This is a genomic window from Peribacillus sp. AS_2 (assembly GCF_026891895.1).
Classification (GTDB): Bacteria; Bacillota; Bacilli; order Bacillales; family DSM-1321; genus Peribacillus; species Peribacillus frigoritolerans.
This window is the reverse complement of record NZ_JAPTGA010000003.1, coordinates 375,807-392,161: the sequence shown is the minus strand read 5'-3', so window position 1 is coordinate 392,161 and position 16,355 is coordinate 375,807. Positions and strand designations below refer to the sequence as shown.

At 41.5% G+C, this 16,355-nt stretch carries 20 protein-coding genes and 1 pseudogene; 5 read left to right on the top strand and 16 right to left on the bottom strand.

Annotated features, from left to right (window positions below; all coding sequences use genetic code 11):
- Positions 1 to 146: 146 nt before the first annotated feature.
- Positions 147 to 335 (top strand): YhzD family protein, encoded by a 189-nt coding sequence (locus OTG27_RS07410; RefSeq protein WP_268564318.1) that lies wholly within the window; start codon positions 147 to 149, stop codon positions 333 to 335.
- Positions 336 to 433: 98 nt separating this feature from the next.
- Here the strand turns inward: OTG27_RS07410 and OTG27_RS07405 are convergent, their stop codons facing one another.
- Positions 434 to 1,231, bottom strand: a complete 798-nt coding sequence (locus tag OTG27_RS07405; protein ID WP_268936630.1) for an enoyl-CoA hydratase — start codon at positions 1,229 to 1,231, stop codon at positions 434 to 436.
- 93 nt (positions 1,232 to 1,324) lie between these two features.
- Positions 1,325 to 2,941, bottom strand: coding sequence for a long-chain fatty acid--CoA ligase (locus OTG27_RS07400; RefSeq protein ID WP_268936629.1), 1,617 nt, complete (start codon positions 2,939 to 2,941; stop codon positions 1,325 to 1,327).
- 747 nt (positions 2,942 to 3,688) lie between these two features.
- Between OTG27_RS07400 and OTG27_RS07395 the strand changes: the two genes are divergently transcribed.
- Entirely contained in the window at positions 3,689 to 4,558 is an 870-nt protein-coding gene (locus tag OTG27_RS07395) for a dimethylarginine dimethylaminohydrolase family protein (RefSeq protein ID WP_268936628.1), read from the top strand.
- 209 nt (positions 4,559 to 4,767) lie between these two features.
- On the opposite strand, the gene OTG27_RS07390 is transcribed toward OTG27_RS07395, so the two are convergent.
- From OTG27_RS07390 to OTG27_RS07350, 9 genes and pseudogenes are all read right to left on the bottom strand, one after another.
- The gene (locus tag OTG27_RS07390) at positions 4,768 to 5,163 is read right to left on the bottom strand and encodes a hypothetical protein (RefSeq protein ID WP_268936627.1); all 396 of its coding nucleotides are present in this window, start codon (positions 5,161 to 5,163) and stop codon (positions 4,768 to 4,770) included.
- 167 nt (positions 5,164 to 5,330) lie between these two features.
- Positions 5,331 to 5,976: pseudogene (locus OTG27_RS07385) on the bottom strand (urease accessory protein UreH domain-containing protein).
- Between the two features lie 20 nt (positions 5,977 to 5,996).
- Positions 5,997 to 6,812 (bottom strand): urease accessory protein UreD, encoded by an 816-nt coding sequence (locus tag OTG27_RS07380; RefSeq protein ID WP_268936626.1) that lies wholly within the window; start codon positions 6,810 to 6,812, stop codon positions 5,997 to 5,999.
- Positions 6,809 to 7,426, bottom strand: coding sequence for an urease accessory protein UreG (gene ureG / locus OTG27_RS07375; RefSeq protein ID WP_191929087.1), 618 nt, complete (start codon positions 7,424 to 7,426; stop codon positions 6,809 to 6,811). The genes OTG27_RS07380 and ureG overlap by 4 nt, the downstream gene beginning before the upstream one ends.
- A gap of 48 nt (positions 7,427 to 7,474) precedes the next feature.
- Positions 7,475 to 8,161 carry an urease accessory protein UreF gene (locus OTG27_RS07370; RefSeq protein WP_176526321.1) on the bottom strand — a complete coding sequence of 229 codons (687 nt, stop codon included), beginning with the start codon at positions 8,159 to 8,161 and terminating at the stop codon, positions 7,475 to 7,477.
- Complete coding sequence (gene ureE / locus OTG27_RS07365; protein ID WP_098185191.1) at positions 8,154 to 8,600, bottom strand: urease accessory protein UreE; 447 nt, start codon at positions 8,598 to 8,600, stop codon at positions 8,154 to 8,156. The genes OTG27_RS07370 and ureE overlap by 8 nt, the downstream gene beginning before the upstream one ends.
- A gap of 9 nt (positions 8,601 to 8,609) precedes the next feature.
- Positions 8,610 to 10,319 carry an urease subunit alpha gene (gene ureC, locus OTG27_RS07360; protein ID WP_191929085.1) on the bottom strand — a complete coding sequence of 570 codons (1,710 nt, stop codon included), beginning with the start codon at positions 10,317 to 10,319 and terminating at the stop codon, positions 8,610 to 8,612.
- Between the two features lie 4 nt (positions 10,320 to 10,323).
- A complete protein-coding gene (locus tag OTG27_RS07355; protein WP_063577125.1) occupies positions 10,324 to 10,638 on the bottom strand; it encodes an urease subunit beta in 315 nt (104 codons plus the stop codon).
- A gap of 13 nt (positions 10,639 to 10,651) precedes the next feature.
- Complete coding sequence (locus OTG27_RS07350) at positions 10,652 to 10,954, bottom strand: urease subunit gamma (protein ID WP_268936625.1); 303 nt, start codon at positions 10,952 to 10,954, stop codon at positions 10,652 to 10,654.
- Positions 10,955 to 11,296: 342 nt separating this feature from the next.
- Here OTG27_RS07350 and OTG27_RS07345 point away from each other — a divergent pair, with 342 nt between their 5' ends.
- Positions 11,297 to 11,749, top strand: coding sequence for a DinB family protein (locus tag OTG27_RS07345; RefSeq protein WP_268936624.1), 453 nt, complete (start codon positions 11,297 to 11,299; stop codon positions 11,747 to 11,749).
- A 193-nt stretch (positions 11,750 to 11,942) separates the two neighbouring features.
- Positions 11,943 to 12,200 carry a hypothetical protein gene (locus OTG27_RS07340; protein WP_268936623.1) on the top strand — a complete coding sequence of 86 codons (258 nt, stop codon included), beginning with the start codon at positions 11,943 to 11,945 and terminating at the stop codon, positions 12,198 to 12,200.
- A gap of 71 nt (positions 12,201 to 12,271) precedes the next feature.
- Here the strand turns inward: OTG27_RS07340 and OTG27_RS07335 are convergent, their stop codons facing one another.
- From OTG27_RS07335 to OTG27_RS07315, 5 genes are all read right to left on the bottom strand, one after another.
- Positions 12,272 to 12,544, bottom strand: coding sequence for a transcriptional regulator SplA domain-containing protein (locus tag OTG27_RS07335; protein ID WP_251037965.1), 273 nt, complete (start codon positions 12,542 to 12,544; stop codon positions 12,272 to 12,274).
- A gap of 114 nt (positions 12,545 to 12,658) precedes the next feature.
- Positions 12,659 to 13,525, bottom strand: coding sequence for a Cof-type HAD-IIB family hydrolase (locus tag OTG27_RS07330; protein ID WP_057275891.1), 867 nt, complete (start codon positions 13,523 to 13,525; stop codon positions 12,659 to 12,661).
- Between the two features lie 148 nt (positions 13,526 to 13,673).
- Entirely contained in the window at positions 13,674 to 14,030 is a 357-nt protein-coding gene (locus tag OTG27_RS07325; protein ID WP_034314741.1) for a YlbF/YmcA family competence regulator, read from the bottom strand.
- A 90-nt stretch (positions 14,031 to 14,120) separates the two neighbouring features.
- Positions 14,121 to 14,303, bottom strand: a complete 183-nt coding sequence (locus tag OTG27_RS07320) for a hypothetical protein (protein ID WP_268936622.1) — start codon at positions 14,301 to 14,303, stop codon at positions 14,121 to 14,123.
- A 4-nt stretch (positions 14,304 to 14,307) separates the two neighbouring features.
- A complete protein-coding gene (locus OTG27_RS07315; RefSeq protein WP_268936679.1) occupies positions 14,308 to 14,568 on the bottom strand; it encodes a hypothetical protein in 261 nt (86 codons plus the stop codon).
- Positions 14,569 to 14,990: 422 nt separating this feature from the next.
- Here OTG27_RS07315 and OTG27_RS07305 point away from each other — a divergent pair, with 422 nt between their 5' ends.
- Complete coding sequence (locus OTG27_RS07305; protein WP_268936621.1) at positions 14,991 to 16,352, top strand: YheC/YheD family endospore coat-associated protein; 1,362 nt, start codon at positions 14,991 to 14,993, stop codon at positions 16,350 to 16,352.
- Positions 16,353 to 16,355: the final 3 nt, after the last annotated feature.

Here is a 16,355-nt window from a genome sequence, read left to right as displayed (position 1 = left end):
ATATAGTTACTTTTTCAAGATATTCAGCTATGTATCAATATTCCTTGTCTTAATAGATTCACTCACATAACAATAGTCAAAATTGACAGATAATGATAAAATTTTTATAACAGTTGATAACATTTTTGATAAGGGAGTTTTTGAAAATGAGTAAAATATACAAATTAACCGTTTTTGAACCGTCAGGGGAAAAACTATTGGATGAATCATTTACAGCCGAGAATGATGAACAAGCAAAAGAAGTGGGACAAAATCTATTGAAGGAAAAAAACTATCAAGATCAAACACATCGCTGTACATCGCCTTCAGGCGCTTTATTGCTTTTTCATCGCTGATTGAAAATGGAAGCGCAATCACTAAAAATATGATCAACTTTTCCATACTTTCCTTATATAAAAAAAGGCCGTCACTGGAAAGTGACGGCCTTTCTTATTCATTTTCCAATGAAGTTCGGTTTCCTTTTTTCCACGAACGCTTTTATTCCCTCTTGGTGATCCGCTGTTTGGCGCATTTTCATCTGAGCAGCTTTTTCAATCTCAAGCATCTTAATTAATAGCGGGCGATTTTTTTCACTAAGGATCTTTTTCGTTTTAATCATGGCCTGCACCGGACTTTGCAGCCAAGATTGCACTTTTTTCTTTACCGCATGTTCCAAGGTTCCGTCTGCCACTTCATGAATGAGGCCCTTTTCTTTGGCTTCAAGCGCTGTAAGCACTTTACCTTCCCAGATCAATTCTTTCGCACCCACTTCACCAAGACGGCGTTCAAGGAAGAAGTGTCCGCCGCCATCAGGGATTAATCCAATCCCGATGAAATTCATCGCAACCTTACTTTCCGAATCGGCAATAAGATGATCCGTTGCAAGAGCTATACTCAACCCTAGCCCTGCAGCTGCACCATGAATGGCACTGATGGTCAATTTAGGCATGAAGTATAGGGTGGTCACCAATTCACTGATTCCATCCATCAGCTCATCGAAAGCGTTTTCTTTTCCAGGCGAGAGCATCATCTTAATGTCACCACCAGCGGAAAACGCTTTCCCATTCCCTTTTAAAATGACGACGTCCACTTCATCATTCTCGCTCACTTCCTTCAGGGCATTAATGAAATCATGCAGCATTTTCGGATTTAGAGAATTCATTGCCTCTGGACGGTTCATTGCAACAGTGGCCGTCCTGTCCGAATATGTGACTAAAACCGTGCCTGCAGGTGATGTCGATTCAATACTCAATTTATTTCCTCCTCTTTCGTTCTATGAATCTATTATATATTCACCAACCATTATTAGAATAGGGTGAAAAGTTATAATTAAACAAATATTCCATTATTTATTGATATATTTATCCTGAAGCTGATCACGCAATGCCCTTTTCAAAAACTTCCCAACGCCGGTTTTTGGGATTTCATCCAAAAAGACCACTTCATCCGGCAGCCACCATTTTGCAAACTGCGGTTTTAAAAACTCGATGATGTCTTCCTGGGACACTTGTCCCTTGTATGCCTCCTTCAAGACAACACAGGCGATCGGCCGTTCCTGCCACTTTTCGTGAGGCACTGCAATTACCGCCGCCTCAAAGATTCCTTCATGGGCCATTAAGGCATTCTCTATATCAACGGAAGATATCCATTCACCGCCGCTTTTAATCAAATCTTTAGTCCGGTCAACGATTTTCACGAATCCTTCTTCATCAAGCGTGACTACATCTCCTGTATAAAGCCAGCCATCTTTAAACGTATCCCCTGACCGCTCATCCTTAAAATACTCATTGGCAATCCAAGGACCCCTGATCAGCAATTCTCCCATTTCTTTTCCATCAGGCTTCACTTCGCCATCCTTACCGATCACTTTAATTTCTATCATTGGCGAAACAAGGCCCTGCTTGGCCTTCAACTCATAAAGTTCTTCTTCAGGGAGGTCTTCCTGATAGCTTTTGGGTTTCGATATAAATACGAGCGGGCTTGTTTCCGTCATTCCATATGCATGCAGGAATGGTATCCCATACTTTTGTTCAAAGGTTTTAATCATGCTTTTCGGAGCAGCCGACCCTCCGCATAAAACGGCACGAATACTGCTCGTATCATGGCTGCCTTCTTCCAGCTCCTTCAATAAGCCCAGCCATATCGTCGGAACCCCTGCTGCGATAGTAACCTTCTCCTTCTCTATAAGCTCCGCCAAAATCTTTGGGGTGAAATAGGGCCCTGGCAAAACCATCTTCGTTCCAAACCAAACACTGGCAAAAGGCATGCCCCAGGCATTCACGTGAAACATCGGCACGACAGGAAGGGCCACATCACGCTCACTTATTGCTGTAGAATCGGCAAGCCCCAGTGCAATCGCATGCAGTAAAATTCCGCGATGCGAATAAACCACACCTTTGGGGTTCCCGGTCGTGGCGGACGTATAACATATGCCGGCAGGTGCATTTTCATCCAAGGTTTGGATGAATGGCTGTTTCGGATTTCCTTCGGCTAATAATTTTTCATAATGATAAATAGGTGAAAGGGTCGTTTCAGGCAGCTCATCTTTATCCGTCATAATGATATACCCTTCCACTGTCGTTAACTCATCTTTAATTGCTTCCAAAAGGGGGATGACATCCGGATCTATCAATAATAATCGATCCTCCGCACTATTGACGATATAAGAAACATGTTGAGGGGACAAACGCATATTGATTGTATGTAAGACAGCACCATGACAAGGAATCGCAAAATAAGCTTCTAAATGCCGATGATGATTCCAGGCAAGCGTTCCAATACGGTCACCTGTTTGAATACCGAATTTTTCAAGATTACTGGTCAGCCTTCTTGTACGCTCAACAATCTCAGCATATGTAAATGTGTGAATGCCACCATCCGTACGCGAAACTACCTCTTTCTTCGGAAAATATTTTTCAGCTCTCTCAATGATTTGAGTCATGATCAATGGAGTATCCATCATTACAATCTCCCCCTTATATTAAAAGCATGCTCATTATATATTCGACCAGAAAAAAAATAATCCTTTTTCCCTAGGTACCTTTTATATTATTTTGAATCTGTCTTTATTTTGATGATATTTTCATATCAGTTTGACGGCAAAAAGCAGATTCAGAAAGGAAGCGGATTTTTGAAATCAACTGGAATGTAATTTAAGAAAAAAATGTAGGATGGACTCATTCCGAAAAAATTTCAGATTAGGTTATTCTTCATGTTTTTTTCTGTAATCTTTAATGGATGGAAGAAATTTGCGACACTCCTGCCGAATTACTGGCTGGCCGAGACCCCACAGGCGTTTGCGCCGAGGAGGCTTGGCAGGCAGTCGGCGGAAAGGGAGCGGATTTCTGAAATCAACTGGAACGTTTTCTAAAAAAATGTAGGCTATCTCACACCGAATTATGTAAAGGATCAGGTCCTTTAAGTTTTTTCCTGTACTCCTTATTCGATTGAAGAAATTTGCAACACTCCTGCCGAATTACTGGCTGGCCGAGACCCCACAGGCGTTTGCGCCGAGGAGGCTTGGCAGGCAGTCGGCGGAAAGGGAGCGGATTTCTGAAATCAAGCAGAAACACTTATTAAGAGCGGAATCTGAAAAGTTTTTTTTAACCATCTAAATCTAGTGGTGCAGTTCCATGACAATTTTTTATGTTTCTTTCTAGAAAAAAGAGGAAATAGTAAAGATACAATTATATTTAGAGGGAGCTCATTTATGGTAAATAAAATAAACGAAGAACTAGAAGCTTATTGTGCGAGTGAATATTCAAAGCTATCACGGGTAATAGTTTGTGAACCTCATTATATGGAGATCAGGGAGATCATTAACGAAACACAAAAAGAGTTTCAAGAAGAAAATATCGATCAAGCACTCGCCTTGGAGCAGCACGCACAATTTACAAAGGCTCTAGAACATGAAGGGATTGAAGTCATAAAACTTCCGCCTCAAATTACATATCCGGAACAAGTCTTTACGAGAGATATCGGTTTCACTCTTGGCGAAACCGTTTACGTCGCTGAGTTGGCAACAGGTATCAGGCAGGGTGAAGAACAAATATTGAAATCCTGGCTCGAAACGAATGGTATTTCATATTTCAACCTCCTCAAAAATCATATTGAGGGCGGGGATGTCCTTATTGACGGAAAAACCATTTATATTGGAATCAGTGAAAGAACGGATGAAACATCCGTCAAGCATCTTCAATCCTTATTACCGGAATACGAGGTCATAGCGGTTCCTTTCATTGAAACATTCCTTCATTTAGACTGTGTTTTCAATATCATATCACCGACAGAGGCGCTTATTTTTCCAGAGTCCTTTACAAAAAAAGAGATGGATTTATTAGCTTCACGTTATGACATGATTGAAGTGACGAAAGAAGAACAATTCACTTTAGGTACCAACGTGCTTTCGATTGGGGATAAAAAATTATTCAGTCTACCCTGTAATAAACAGGTAAATAGTCAGCTTCGTGAACGCGGATATGAAGTCATTGAAGTCGATATAAGCGAAATCATCAAGTCCGGTGGCTCTTTCCGTTGTTGCACCATGCCACTATTGAGGACAACAAAAAAGAAAGACTGATTCAGCCTGAGCAGAATGGAAGAAACCGGGCTTGTATGAAAGTCCGGTTTCTTTCACCTTATTGTTGTCAAACATTAATTTTCAATGGAATTTGCGATCACCCCTTAAAAAGGCTGGCTGCATTATATAACTCTGATGATAGTCGGGCACATGAGAGTTCAAAAAATGCTTGTCCGGAAGTTTTTGAAAGCAAGGATCTCCTCTATACATCAATTAAGCAGTCTTAATATAATTTCAGAATCCTTTCTATTTAACTGTACATACTTGCTATGTTCGTCCTTCGTCAATTCTACAATATTTTTATCCGTATTAACCCAGGCATAATATACGGAAATTTCACCTTCGTTTTTCTGATCATTAAAATAAAAGATGAAGTCCGCCTTAGGATGATCCTTCTCCAGCGCGAATTCTTCCCAATCGGCATTCTTTATTATTTCTTTGGTTTTTTCTGTTTTCCCCAATTCTATCTTTTCTTTATATGCTTCGAATTTGTAGTGTTTACCTTCATATTTTTGAACGGAAATATGTTCTTGCTTTGTTGTGCAACCTGAAGCCAACGTTATTGCTATTAAGCAAAGTCCTACCAGGGGCGCTTTCCTTTTCATTACATGTCATCTCCTCATACCCAAATGGATTAATTATCCAATAGCTATCATTATACTAGTCCTCGCAAAAGAGTAATAGGATTGTTTGTCGATTTAGTAGTAAAAAACCCTCAAGTTTATAACTTGAGGGTTTTTTAACCTTTATCCCTTGGGCATATGTCTTGCATTCAACCAAACCATACAGAAAATAGTTCCTCGTTGATGCCGAGATTGTACATATAATAGATTCCGAAAAGCGTGCTTATCACACCTGTCAATCGGATGAGTGAGTGATTGACTTTTTTGGAGGAAGAGCTTGTGACAAAGGGGATGCTTAAAATCGTAGTGAACAGAAGCATGCCCATACAAGTACCTACACCAAATATGATAATGTAGATTGCCCCCTGCCACGCTGCATCTATCGTACTTAAAGTAAGAAGGACCATTGCAGCACTGCCTGCAAGTCCGTGGACAATTCCCACTAACATCGATTTCAGATATGTAGCCCGGCCTGTATGGTCATGCCGCTTCGTTTGCTTCCAAGAAAAAATCGTCGTGATACCTAAATATACCAGCATGATTCCCACAAGAAATTCCAATGACATTGCCCTAAGCTTCCGGAATTTCGTTTTTCAAAAGGATTAGGATGACACCGAACACTAAAAGAGTAAGTGTATGACCGATTCCCCAAAATACGCCTGCAAGTGAAGATTTCCATATTTTCTTGCTTTGGCTCGCAATCGTAGAAACGGCAATGATATGATCGGGTTCCAGAGCATGCTTAATGCCTAATACAAATCCAATCGCTAAAACAAGCAATAGACTCATTTCCATAATACACCGCCTTCCCTTTACTAATATTTACGATAAAAAATCGGATCCTCCCGAAGGATCCTCCTTCGGAAGAGATCCTCACAAACTGAAAATACCTTTTCTATATGTTGAGTTTGATTTGCCAATACCCGCAGCATCAGACCACGTATTGGCAGCCGGGAAAAACCTATTCTAACTTTGCTTCCTAACGGGGAAAGCATTTCATCGAGTTCGGTAATGAATGCCCCATCCACCTCATGATATATCAATAATAGCGAGCCAAGATGACTATATCCTTCCAATAATAGTACAGAGTCCATCTCGTCTGAAGGATTCAGAAACAAGTGGTCCATTAACAGCCTTTTACCATCTTGAAACACGTTCGTTTTGGAGCGGATCCAATCATATGTGAATGCCCCCCTACTCTCTGACCATCCTGGTGTAAATATATCAGTCATCAACAATCCCGCTCCGCTTTCCATATGTATCGTCGTATCCTGAATATATCGAGCAGATTCATAGGCAATTACGGGGTCCTGCACATAGGTAAGGAAACTTTCCTTTTTCAGTACTAACTCGGTTTTCTGCACTGCCGGCTCATCCATCGTCTTGTATATCTTTGTCGCAGACTGCGTCGTTAATGTTATTGTTGCCCCTTCTTCCAAACAAAAAAGCTGATGGTACTTGTCACCACCTACATAGCCTCCTCCAACATGAATGAGAAAATAGGTAGGTGAAAGTTCATCAAAAAACACAGGACGGGACAATTTGAATGCCCCGTCATAATAAGTATCACTCACTATCGTTCGAGCATTTTTCAGTTCCGCCTTTAAGCGAATGCTGCCTGTCCAACTCACTGCTCAAGACCCACTAGAAACGCCTCTGACTTTATCCAGTTCACGACATCAGTCAAACCCTTTTCTTCTTTTAAGTTAGTAAAAAAGAAAGGTTTATCCCCTCGGGTCGTTAATGTATCCCTCTCCATCACTTCCAGGCTTGCTCCTACATACGGGGCCAAGTCCGTTTTATTAATGATGAATAAATCCGATTTAATCATTCCCTGGCCACCTTTCCGGGGGATTTTCTCCCCTTGTGCGACATCAATGATATAGATTGAAAAGTCAACGAGTTCAGGGCTGAAGGTCGCCGCTAAATTATCACCGCCGCTCTCCACAAAAATCAAATCCAGTTCCGGATGGAGTTCCATCAACTCATCAATGGCTGCAAAATTCATCGAGGCGTCCTCACGTATCGCTGTATGTGGACAGCCGCCAGTTTCCACACCAATGATCCGATTTTCAGGAAGTACGCCATTTTTCATTAAAAACAGTGCATCTTCTTTGGTATATATATCATTCGTTACAACTGCCATGCTGAAGTCATTTTCCATTACCCGTGTCAACTTCTCGACAAGCATTGTTTTTCCGGCACCAACTGGGCCGCCTACTCCTATTTTGACTACTTGTTTCATCTATTATCGATTTACCTCTTTAAGGCAAACCTTTCACCTCTTTTCTGGTTAACTCATAAATAGTCTTACATGTAAATTCTCATGCCTCATTTGGGCGATTTCCAATCCCGGCAGTGTCCGTCCGAGTTCATCCTCCGGAAGTCCTTTAATGAATGCAACGGCTGTCTGGATGACCTCATGTGACCATAATAACAAGGATTGTCCAGCTGTCTGACCCAAAGGGATTCCTCTTACTGCATTTTGGATAAGCGAGGATACAGCTGCATACAAACAGGCATGAATGGCCATTTCTACGGTAAGGTTCAGTTTGGTACACACAAGCGCAAATACAATGGCCGGATGCCCATAGCATTGTTTTCCTTGGATTTTCTTCAAGTATGCCAATAACTCTTCGGATGGATATAAGTTCGAGCATAGTTTAGCCATCTGCTGTCCAATTCTTTTTGAGGCTTCCCTGGATTCCCGGGCGGAACATGCGGCATAAAGCAACTCATCCAGATCCCATATTTTTTCAACCCTTTGACTACTTACGAATTCATATGCAAGCCGGCACCCCAGTCCATCTGTATAGGTTAAAGATTTAGAAATGTATACCTTCAAAAACGCCTTTAAAGAAGTTGCATCATGTACCTTCCCTTCTTGAATGTAAGTCTCCATCCCGAATGAATGGGAGAACGAACCAGAAGGAAAATTGGAATCACAAAGCTGGATCAACGGAAACAAACGTTCAATCATGTGAATGTCCGATATGACGGAATGCCTGCTTCACCTTCCTCTTTTCACGACGAAACGGTATATCAAGTTCCATTAAAAGCTCTTCCACCAGGTAATCATATTGAACAAGCATTTCATCCCCATCAAACTGGGCAGGTAAGTGGCGATTTCCCAATTGATGCGCAATATCGCCCATCTGCCCTAGAGTTGTAGGCAAGATCGTCAAAATATCGTCATCTATCGTATGGATCACGATCATATTATTCTCATCCATATAAAGGATGTCGCCATCCATCAAATCCTTGTTTTCTTTAAGGCGTATCCCAATTTCATTTCCATGATCCGTTTTAACCCTTAGTATCCGTTTTCTTAATGCATCGCTTTCCAGATAAATCTTTTCCATATGTTTCGCTTTTTTTTCAATAAACTCTATATTTCCCAATACTTCTTCAACTATCATGTCATCACCTCAGAATAAAAAGTATCGTTGCGCCATCGGCAGGATTTCCGCTGGCTCGCACGTAATTAAATCACCATCCACCGTCACTTCATATGTTTGCGGATCAACTTCTATGACGGGGGTCTCCCCGTTTAGCTTCATATCTTTTTTTGTAAGATTGCGAATATTCGAGACAGTCTTCACTATTTTTTTCAAACCCAGGTCATCATGAATTCCTGCTTCATATGACGCTTTTGATAGGAACGTAATCGACGTACTCTCAACGGCCTTTCCAAAACTTGCAAACATCGGGCGGTATAACACCGGTTGAGGAGTTGGAATCGAAGCATTCGGATCGCCCATCATACTGTGCGCGATCATGCCTCCTTTTAGAATCATGTCCGGTTTAACCCCGAAAAAGGCAGGATCCCATAGCACCAAGTCAGCGAATTTCCCTTCTTCCACAGATCCGACGACATCAGAAATCCCATGTGTAATTGCAGGATTTATCGTATATTTGGCAATATAACGCTTAACGCGAAAATTGTCCCCTGCCCCTGTATCCTCCAGCATTTTGCCACGCTGCTTTTTCATCTTATCGGCCGTCTGCCATGTTCGCAGAATAACTTCTCCTACACGCCCCATCGCTTGGGAATCGGAGCTGATCATGCTAAAGACGCCCAGGTCATGAAGTATGTCTTCAGCTGCAATGGTCTCTTTTCTTATTCGGGAATCAGCAAAAGCGATATCTTCCGGAACAGATGGATCCAAATGATGGCATACCATCAGCATATCCAAATGCTCTTCCAACGTATTGATGGTGTATGGACGGGTAGGGTTCGTCGAGGACGGGAGAATATTCGGATAACTAGCCGCCTTGATGATATCAGGGGCATGCCCCCCACCCGCTCCTTCGGTATGATATGTATGAATGACACGGCCGTCTATCGCTCTGATCGTATCCTCGACGAAACCACCTTCATTAAGCGTGTCGGAATGAATCGCCACTTGAACATCGTATTCGTCAGCCACCATTAAACTAGTATCGATGGCTGCAGCCGTCGTTCCCCAATCTTCATGTAACTTCAGCCCGATGGCACCAGCCTCTATTTGCTCAGCAAGCGGTTCTTTGGCAGAGGAATTGCCTTTACCCAAAAAACCGAGATTCATGGGGAAATGATCTGCTGCTTCGAGCATTTTATGTATATTCCAAGCTCCCGGAGTACACGTCGTGGCGTTCGTTCCCGTTGCAGGTCCGGTTCCCCCACCGATCATTGTCGTGATCCCGCTTGACAGTGCAGTCTCTATTTGCTGCGGGGCAATGAAATGGATGTGAGCATCAATACCACCAGCTGTAACGATCTTTCCTTCAGCTGCAATTATTTCAGTAGCTGCTCCTATCACCATTGTCACCCCATCCATCAATAGGGGATTTCCCGCTTTTCCTATTGCTGCAATATTTCCATCCTTCACGCCAACGTCCGCTTTATAAATGCCTGTATAATCGATGATGATCGCGTTGGTGAAAACAAGATCCATCACCTCATCTCTTGAAGCGGTTGGGTGTTGCCCCATACCATCACGGATCACTTTACCACCGCCAAATTTCACTTCATCCCCATACTTTGTAAAATCCTTTTCCACTTCTATGAAAAGCTCGGTATCTGCCAATCTAATTAAATCCCCTGTTGTGGGACCAAACATGTCGGCATATTGCTTACGTGACATTTCATGACTCATATTTTCACTCCTTATCAAGCGGACCATTCGTTTTATTACTTAATCCATAAACTTCCCTCTTGCCGCTGAATGGCACCAGTTCGATTTCCTTCGCATCGCCCGGCTCAAAACGGACAGCTGTACCAGCAGGAATGTTAAGTCTTTTCCCAAAAGCATTCTCACGAATGAACTCCAGTCCAAGATTCACTTCATAAAAGTGAAAGTGTGAGCCAATCTGTATCGGACGGTCTCCCCTGTTGATGACCGTTATGACCGTTGAGATCTTTCCCTCGTTACATACGACCGGTTCTTTTTTCAAGATATATTCACCTGGTATCATGGCCTCCTCCTCCTTACTGAATCGGATTATGAACAGTCACAAGCTTTGTACCGTCCGGAAACGTTGCCTCAATTTGAATATCATGAATAATCTCAGGAATTCCATCCATAACATCTTCACTTGAAAGAATAGTCCTGCCAAATTGCATCAGTTCCGATACTGATTTCCCATCTCTGGCCCCTTCGACTATTTCATAGGTAATCAAGGCAATGGATTCCGGATAGTTCAATTTTAAGCCGCGATCTTTTCTCCTTCTTGCCAAATCTGCCGCCACTACAACCATTAACTTTTCCTGTTCCCTTGCTGTTAAACGCATACCCTCTCTCCTTTTGCCAAACTATCCCGCCAATCAATTCCAAGTATCCCCATTAAATCGGGTGCACTCTTCCCTCGCTATAAATGCATATACTTACTTTAATCACCGACATCTTGTTTCTCTTTCTGCACTTAACTTTACATTTTAGTGTAAGATTACCTAACATTATTTTAATTATATTAAACTATCTGACAATTACAACCCTTAAAATGAAATAAATTGTAAATTGATAAGCCTTCCCCTTTTGAAAAGACTTATCTAAAATTTGATAATATTGAAATATACTTGCTATAATTTTCATGAGTAGCGGTAAGTAATACAAGATTGAAAGGGGAATGTAAAATGAATTATGTTAAAAATCAACTGACAGCCATGCGCAGCAATCTTTTAAAAGAAATTGAGGGAATCAATCCAGAGTTCATGGATGTACAGCCTGAAGGTTTTAATAATACAATCCATTGGCACATTGGACATGTACTTTCTGCAGCGGAAAAATTTTTATTGAGCTCCAGCAGCAATTTGCCAGAGAATTACGGGCAGCTATTCGGATATGGTTCAAAACCTGCCGACTGGACCGGAGATGTACCTACCGTTGAAGTATTAAAGCAACAGTTGCATGAACAACTTGATCGACTTCTTGAAATTCCGGAAGAACGATTGACCGAAAAAACAGCACAGCCTTTCAACGGAATGGAAACAGTGGGAGAATTCATTAATTTTGTAGTCTTGCACGAAACCAATCATATAGGCCAAATTCACGCAATGAAATTATTCATAGAATCCAATAATAACTAAGAGTAAGTAACTGTCACCCTGTTTTTCTTGAAATGGGAGTGCCAGTTCTTTTATTTAGGACGAAAAATTACAGTTTTGGTGCGTTTGCACGTACGTTTGGAGCATATGCTCGTGAGTTTTTAGCTTTTACTCATAAAATTCTAGCGTTACTCGATAATTCGGAGCTTTAATTTGTGAATTCGGAGCGTTACTCGTGAGTTTAGTGCAAATACTCGTGAATTTGGTGCAAATACTCGTGAATTCGAGCGTTACTCGTGAATTTGCAGCAAATACTCGTGAATTTTATGCTTTTACTCGTGAATTTGGTGCAAATACTCGTGAATTTTATGCTTTTACTCGTGAGTTTTGGCGCTTTACTCGTAAGTTTTGGCGTTTTACTCGTAAGTTTTGGCGCTTTACTCGTGAGTTTCGGCGTTGTACTCGTGAATTCCGAGCCTCTACTCGTGAATAAAATTAAAAAAGCCCCCGCTTTTTATAGCGTGGGCTTTCGTCTGTTCACCCGTAAAGCTGAGTAAACGCCTCTCAAGTCATCTGGTCCTGGTTATCAATATAATCACTGTATGCTTTTTCCGCTGAGGCTTCCGAAGTGAACAAAGCATCATCATCCTCGATCGTATGAAATGTATCATTCAGGAACAAGGCAACTGCATTGGGATCTTTGGGGTGCGGAACAATTTCCGCTGCCCTGATATTCGAAACTGTAGGGACATGGGGATTATTATAAATCACAAAAACCTCGTCACCGACCTGCACTTCTTTTGCATTGATTACACCCATTGAATTCTTCCTTTCCATTACTGATTTTCCTTTAGTTTATGGAAAGAAACTTATAATTATTTATGAAAGATGACAGACCTCGCAAGCGGCGTTATCTGAATGGGGCCCCTTCAACAGAAGGAACCCCGCCATTCACTTAAGCATATTCATTTTTTGTAAAAATTCGATCGGATGCTGTTTCCGGAAAAACTCCCTAAGCATATAGGCAACACCATCTTGATCATTGGAGCGCGTCACCCATTTTGCCACTTTCCGTACTTCCTCATCCGCATTGCCCATGGCAACTCCCAGACCAGAACCGGCAATCATCTCCATATCATCCAATCCATCGCCAATCGAGACGATCTCCGTTCTTTTCACCTTTAAATGGTCCGCTAAATACAATACACCACTCCATTTTGATACACCCTTCGGAACGATTGTCAGTTTATGTCCTGGGTGTAAGACTGCATCTACCTCAGGGAACATTTCCTTTATCAATTTCAACATATCATTTCGAGCATTTTTTTCCGGAAATATAATGTCCATCTTCGTCGGGGCCATCGGCTGATCAATAAGCTCTTCACTGATATCATCCACATAATTTTGAGCATAAATATTTTGGTCATTCAAATACATAACCGATTTACCAAGCAAATTCTCCGGGAGGTTCACCCGATTGCCCAGCGAGTATTTTTCATGAATGAGCAATATTTGGCACGTGGTCTTTTCAAGCATTTGCACGAGCTCTGCAGTCAGTTCTTCTGATATTCTTTTTACCATTATCGGCTTTTCCATGGAAGCTCCGACAAAGGCTCCTTGCTGAGCAACGATCATCGGATTTATTTTGAGGGCTTTGGCCACTTTTTTTGCTGAGTGATAGTTTCTTGACGTCACAAGTGCAACATGGACACCTTTTTGGTGAACATAATCTATTGCTTCTTTAGTCGATTTATTTAAACGGCCATTCGACTGGAGCAATGTCCCGTCGATATTGACCGCAAGTAGTCGATATACCATGCTGATCTCTCCCATCTGTTGTATCCTCTTTCAAAATTTATGACTAAAATTTCGAGAATAGAACAAATAGTGGTTCACGACCCTTGTACTTGTGCTTTCAGGGAACAAAAAAACCCCCAACCATTAAAAGTAGGGAGTCTCCAACTGCTTATTGCTGTTGCTCAGGCAAGCCATATAAATCTTCAAGCGGCTTCATGATAATTTTATTGAGGTCTGCGATGACCATGCTCATCCGTTGTTCAGCTTCCATCAATTGTGAAATGGTTGGGTTTTGTTGGACAAGCTGTACCGTCTTTTGTGCTTGCTCAACCTCTTCCGGTGCAATCTCCTGTCCCATCATTTGCTTTTGCTGCAATGACATTTGCAGATTACGGAAATTTTCAAACATTCCTTTTGTTGCTTCATCAGAATTCACAAGATCATATAAGCGTTGCAAATCGGCATATTCATTACTTGCCCTAATCGCCTTTTCCATTTCATAGGCTGCATCATATACGTTACTCATTTATTTCCCCTCCCGGTAATCATTGTATTCCTACACCTTTTCCACTATAACAAATCCGATTGAGAATTACACGTCATCCTATTAAAACAGTTACGAAACCTTGAAATAAACCGATGATTCCACCAACATCACTGACAATATATCAATCGTTCTCGATTGTTCAAAAAATTTAATGATTTCCAGCTGAATCTTATCAATTAACTTTTCGTTTCCAATGAACAGCTGAATTAAATTGATCAGCTTGCCCCGTTCCTTGAAAAAATCATCCAACATGTCTTCAAGATGGCGTTTGCCTTCCGAACTGTAAAATATATTTTCCCTTTTTCACGATGAAATGTGACAAAGCAGGAATCGAGTCGAGGGCTTTTTGCTGAAGGTGCGGGGGGATGATATCTTTCAAGCTCTTGCTCATGTTCTCTTCCGACCATATTTCATATTTACCGAGAATGAATGTTTGTAACCGCTGTTCTAGCGTAAATGAAGAATTCTTCATTCCCAATTGTTCAAGCAATTGAGCAGTACTTTTTTGTGTGGACAATGCTTTCTTTACTTCTGCCTGGACGAAAATTTTCATATTCTGTATAGAGGCATCATTGATGACTTTACTTTGAATGCTCCCCGGTGGATTAAATGATCGACCACCAATTTGCCTAATTGTTTAGCTAACTCATCCTGCCGCTTCGGAATCAACCCTGGTGCTTCCCCAAAATATGGATTGGCTTATACGGTCTGAATAGCATTCTGATAGCCAATAAATTAGTGAAGCCACCTATTACTGCAACAACGACGACCATAAACAGTATCTTTATCCAAAACTCACCCATGAAATTTCTTCTTTTATTGCTTGAAATAAAGGCTTGATGACACCATCTAATTAAAAAATCATAGAATGTGTTATCCACATTTGCCCATCATTTAATTATTAAAGGATATCAAACTTAGTGCAAACGGGGAATTATTATGAACCTTGACCATCAGAAAGTTTACATTACGGTAAATCCCGCAGAGACTAGAAAGAAGGCGCTATTGTTTATCGAAGAAAAATTATTTGAGGAATGGGACCTTCAATTTGGGGAACCCGTAACGATAATGGCTGGATGCCGTTCCGTACCGGTACTTGTCCAGCCATTCCCGTCATCCCAGCCTACATTGAAACTTTCATATGATATGAACCAAATTTTATCCTTACCCGTTTTTTCCGATCCAATCTCCGTCTCATACCATGCGGATGAAAGGTCAATTAAAATAGGCCCATTCTTCGCTTCACTCATGAACCAGACTCCCTTGCAAAACGGGACATTCGGCGAGATGGAAAAATTTTATCAGGAAATGAAATCATATTGTAATCAGCAAGGCATCCCCTTCTATTTAGTTAAACTGCAGTCTCTTCAAGATGGGGTTGTGGAAGGCTACCTGCCAGGGCAAGGTGGCTGGAAAGCCTTGCCCCTCCCCATCCCTGATGTATTTTATAACCGGATACATTCGCGCAAACTTGAGCAATCGCCTTCTTTCAAGCTGTTTAAAACTGAACTGGAGGAACGGTCGATTCCGATGTTCAACGGAAGGTTCCTCTCCAAACATGATGTACACGAACTACTGATCTTAGAGGATGAGCTATTGCCAAATTTGCCAGAGACGATATTGTTTAACGAAAAGGAACCTTTCTTGACATTTATAGAAAAGCATTCGGTAATCTACTTTAAACCCGCATCGGGCAGCCAAGGCAGGAATATTTGCAGATTAACGCAAGTAGCTGGAAAATGGAAAATCGAGCAATCCGGACATCTCCAGAATGTACATTTTGCTGATACGGATGAAAAGTTGTTTGAAACCTTAAAAAATTTTTCCAGAAAACGATCCTTCATTCTTCAAAAAGGGATTTCCCTATTCGAAACCGATCAGAGAAAAGTTGATTTCCGCATACTGCTTCACCGGAACGAACAGCTTGAATGGAAAGTTACATCAATGGTTGCCCGGATTGGGGATCCTGGTACTATTGTTTCCAATCTTGCACAAGGCGGATTGATGAAAAATGGGCCGGATTTTCTAAAAGAAGCATTTGAACTTCAGGACGCCAGCCGCATATATCAAAAGCTCGTCCGGCTGGCTAAAAACACTGCGGAGGCCTTAGTCGAGAACCTTGACGATTCATTCGGTGAGCTAGGGATCGATTTAGCACTGGATACCGATACCCATCCATGGATCATCGAAGTGAATTCAAAACCTTCGAAAAAATTTCAAGGCAACTATGAAACCTTTCGTCCATCAGTAAAATCAATCATAGATTTCATGCTTGCCCTTAACCGCGAAAACCATCCATAAAAG

Bases quoted from the DNA above. Each gene is read 5' to 3' on its own strand.
- OTG27_RS07320 (WP_268936622.1), bottom strand. From the start codon at position 14,303: ATGTTGGATGATTTTTTCAAGGAACGGGGCAAGCTGATCAATTTAATT.
- OTG27_RS07330 (WP_057275891.1), bottom strand. From the start codon at position 13,525: ATGGTATATCGACTACTTGCGGTCAATATCGACGGGACATTGCTCCAG.
- OTG27_RS07355 (WP_063577125.1), bottom strand. From the start codon at position 10,638: ATGATACCAGGTGAATATATCTTGAAAAAAGAACCGGTCGTATGTAAC.
- OTG27_RS07395 (WP_268936628.1), top strand. From the start codon at position 3,689: ATGGTAAATAAAATAAACGAAGAACTAGAAGCTTATTGTGCGAGTGAA.
- OTG27_RS07325 (WP_034314741.1), bottom strand. From the start codon at position 14,030: ATGAGTAACGTATATGATGCAGCCTATGAAATGGAAAAGGCGATTAGG.
- OTG27_RS07350 (WP_268936625.1), bottom strand. From the start codon at position 10,954: ATGCGTTTAACAGCAAGGGAACAGGAAAAGTTAATGGTTGTAGTGGCG.
- OTG27_RS07305 (WP_268936621.1), top strand. From the start codon at position 14,991: ATGAACCTTGACCATCAGAAAGTTTACATTACGGTAAATCCCGCAGAG.
- ureC (WP_191929085.1), bottom strand. From the start codon at position 10,319: ATGAGTCATGAAATGTCACGTAAGCAATATGCCGACATGTTTGGTCCC.
- OTG27_RS07370 (WP_176526321.1), bottom strand. From the start codon at position 8,161: ATGATTGAACGTTTGTTTCCGTTGATCCAGCTTTGTGATTCCAATTTT.
- ureG (WP_191929087.1), bottom strand. From the start codon at position 7,426: ATGAAACAAGTAGTCAAAATAGGAGTAGGCGGCCCAGTTGGTGCCGGA.
- OTG27_RS07390 (WP_268936627.1), bottom strand. From the start codon at position 5,163: ATGAAAAGGAAAGCGCCCCTGGTAGGACTTTGCTTAATAGCAATAACG.
- OTG27_RS07400 (WP_268936629.1), bottom strand. From the start codon at position 2,941: ATGATGGATACTCCATTGATCATGACTCAAATCATTGAGAGAGCTGAA.
- OTG27_RS07335 (WP_251037965.1), bottom strand. From the start codon at position 12,544: ATGGAAAGGAAGAATTCAATGGGTGTAATCAATGCAAAAGAAGTGCAG.
- OTG27_RS07410 (WP_268564318.1), top strand. From the start codon at position 147: ATGAGTAAAATATACAAATTAACCGTTTTTGAACCGTCAGGGGAAAAA.
- ureE (WP_098185191.1), bottom strand. From the start codon at position 8,600: ATGATAGTTGAAGAAGTATTGGGAAATATAGAGTTTATTGAAAAAAAA.
- OTG27_RS07345 (WP_268936624.1), top strand. From the start codon at position 11,297: ATGAATTATGTTAAAAATCAACTGACAGCCATGCGCAGCAATCTTTTA.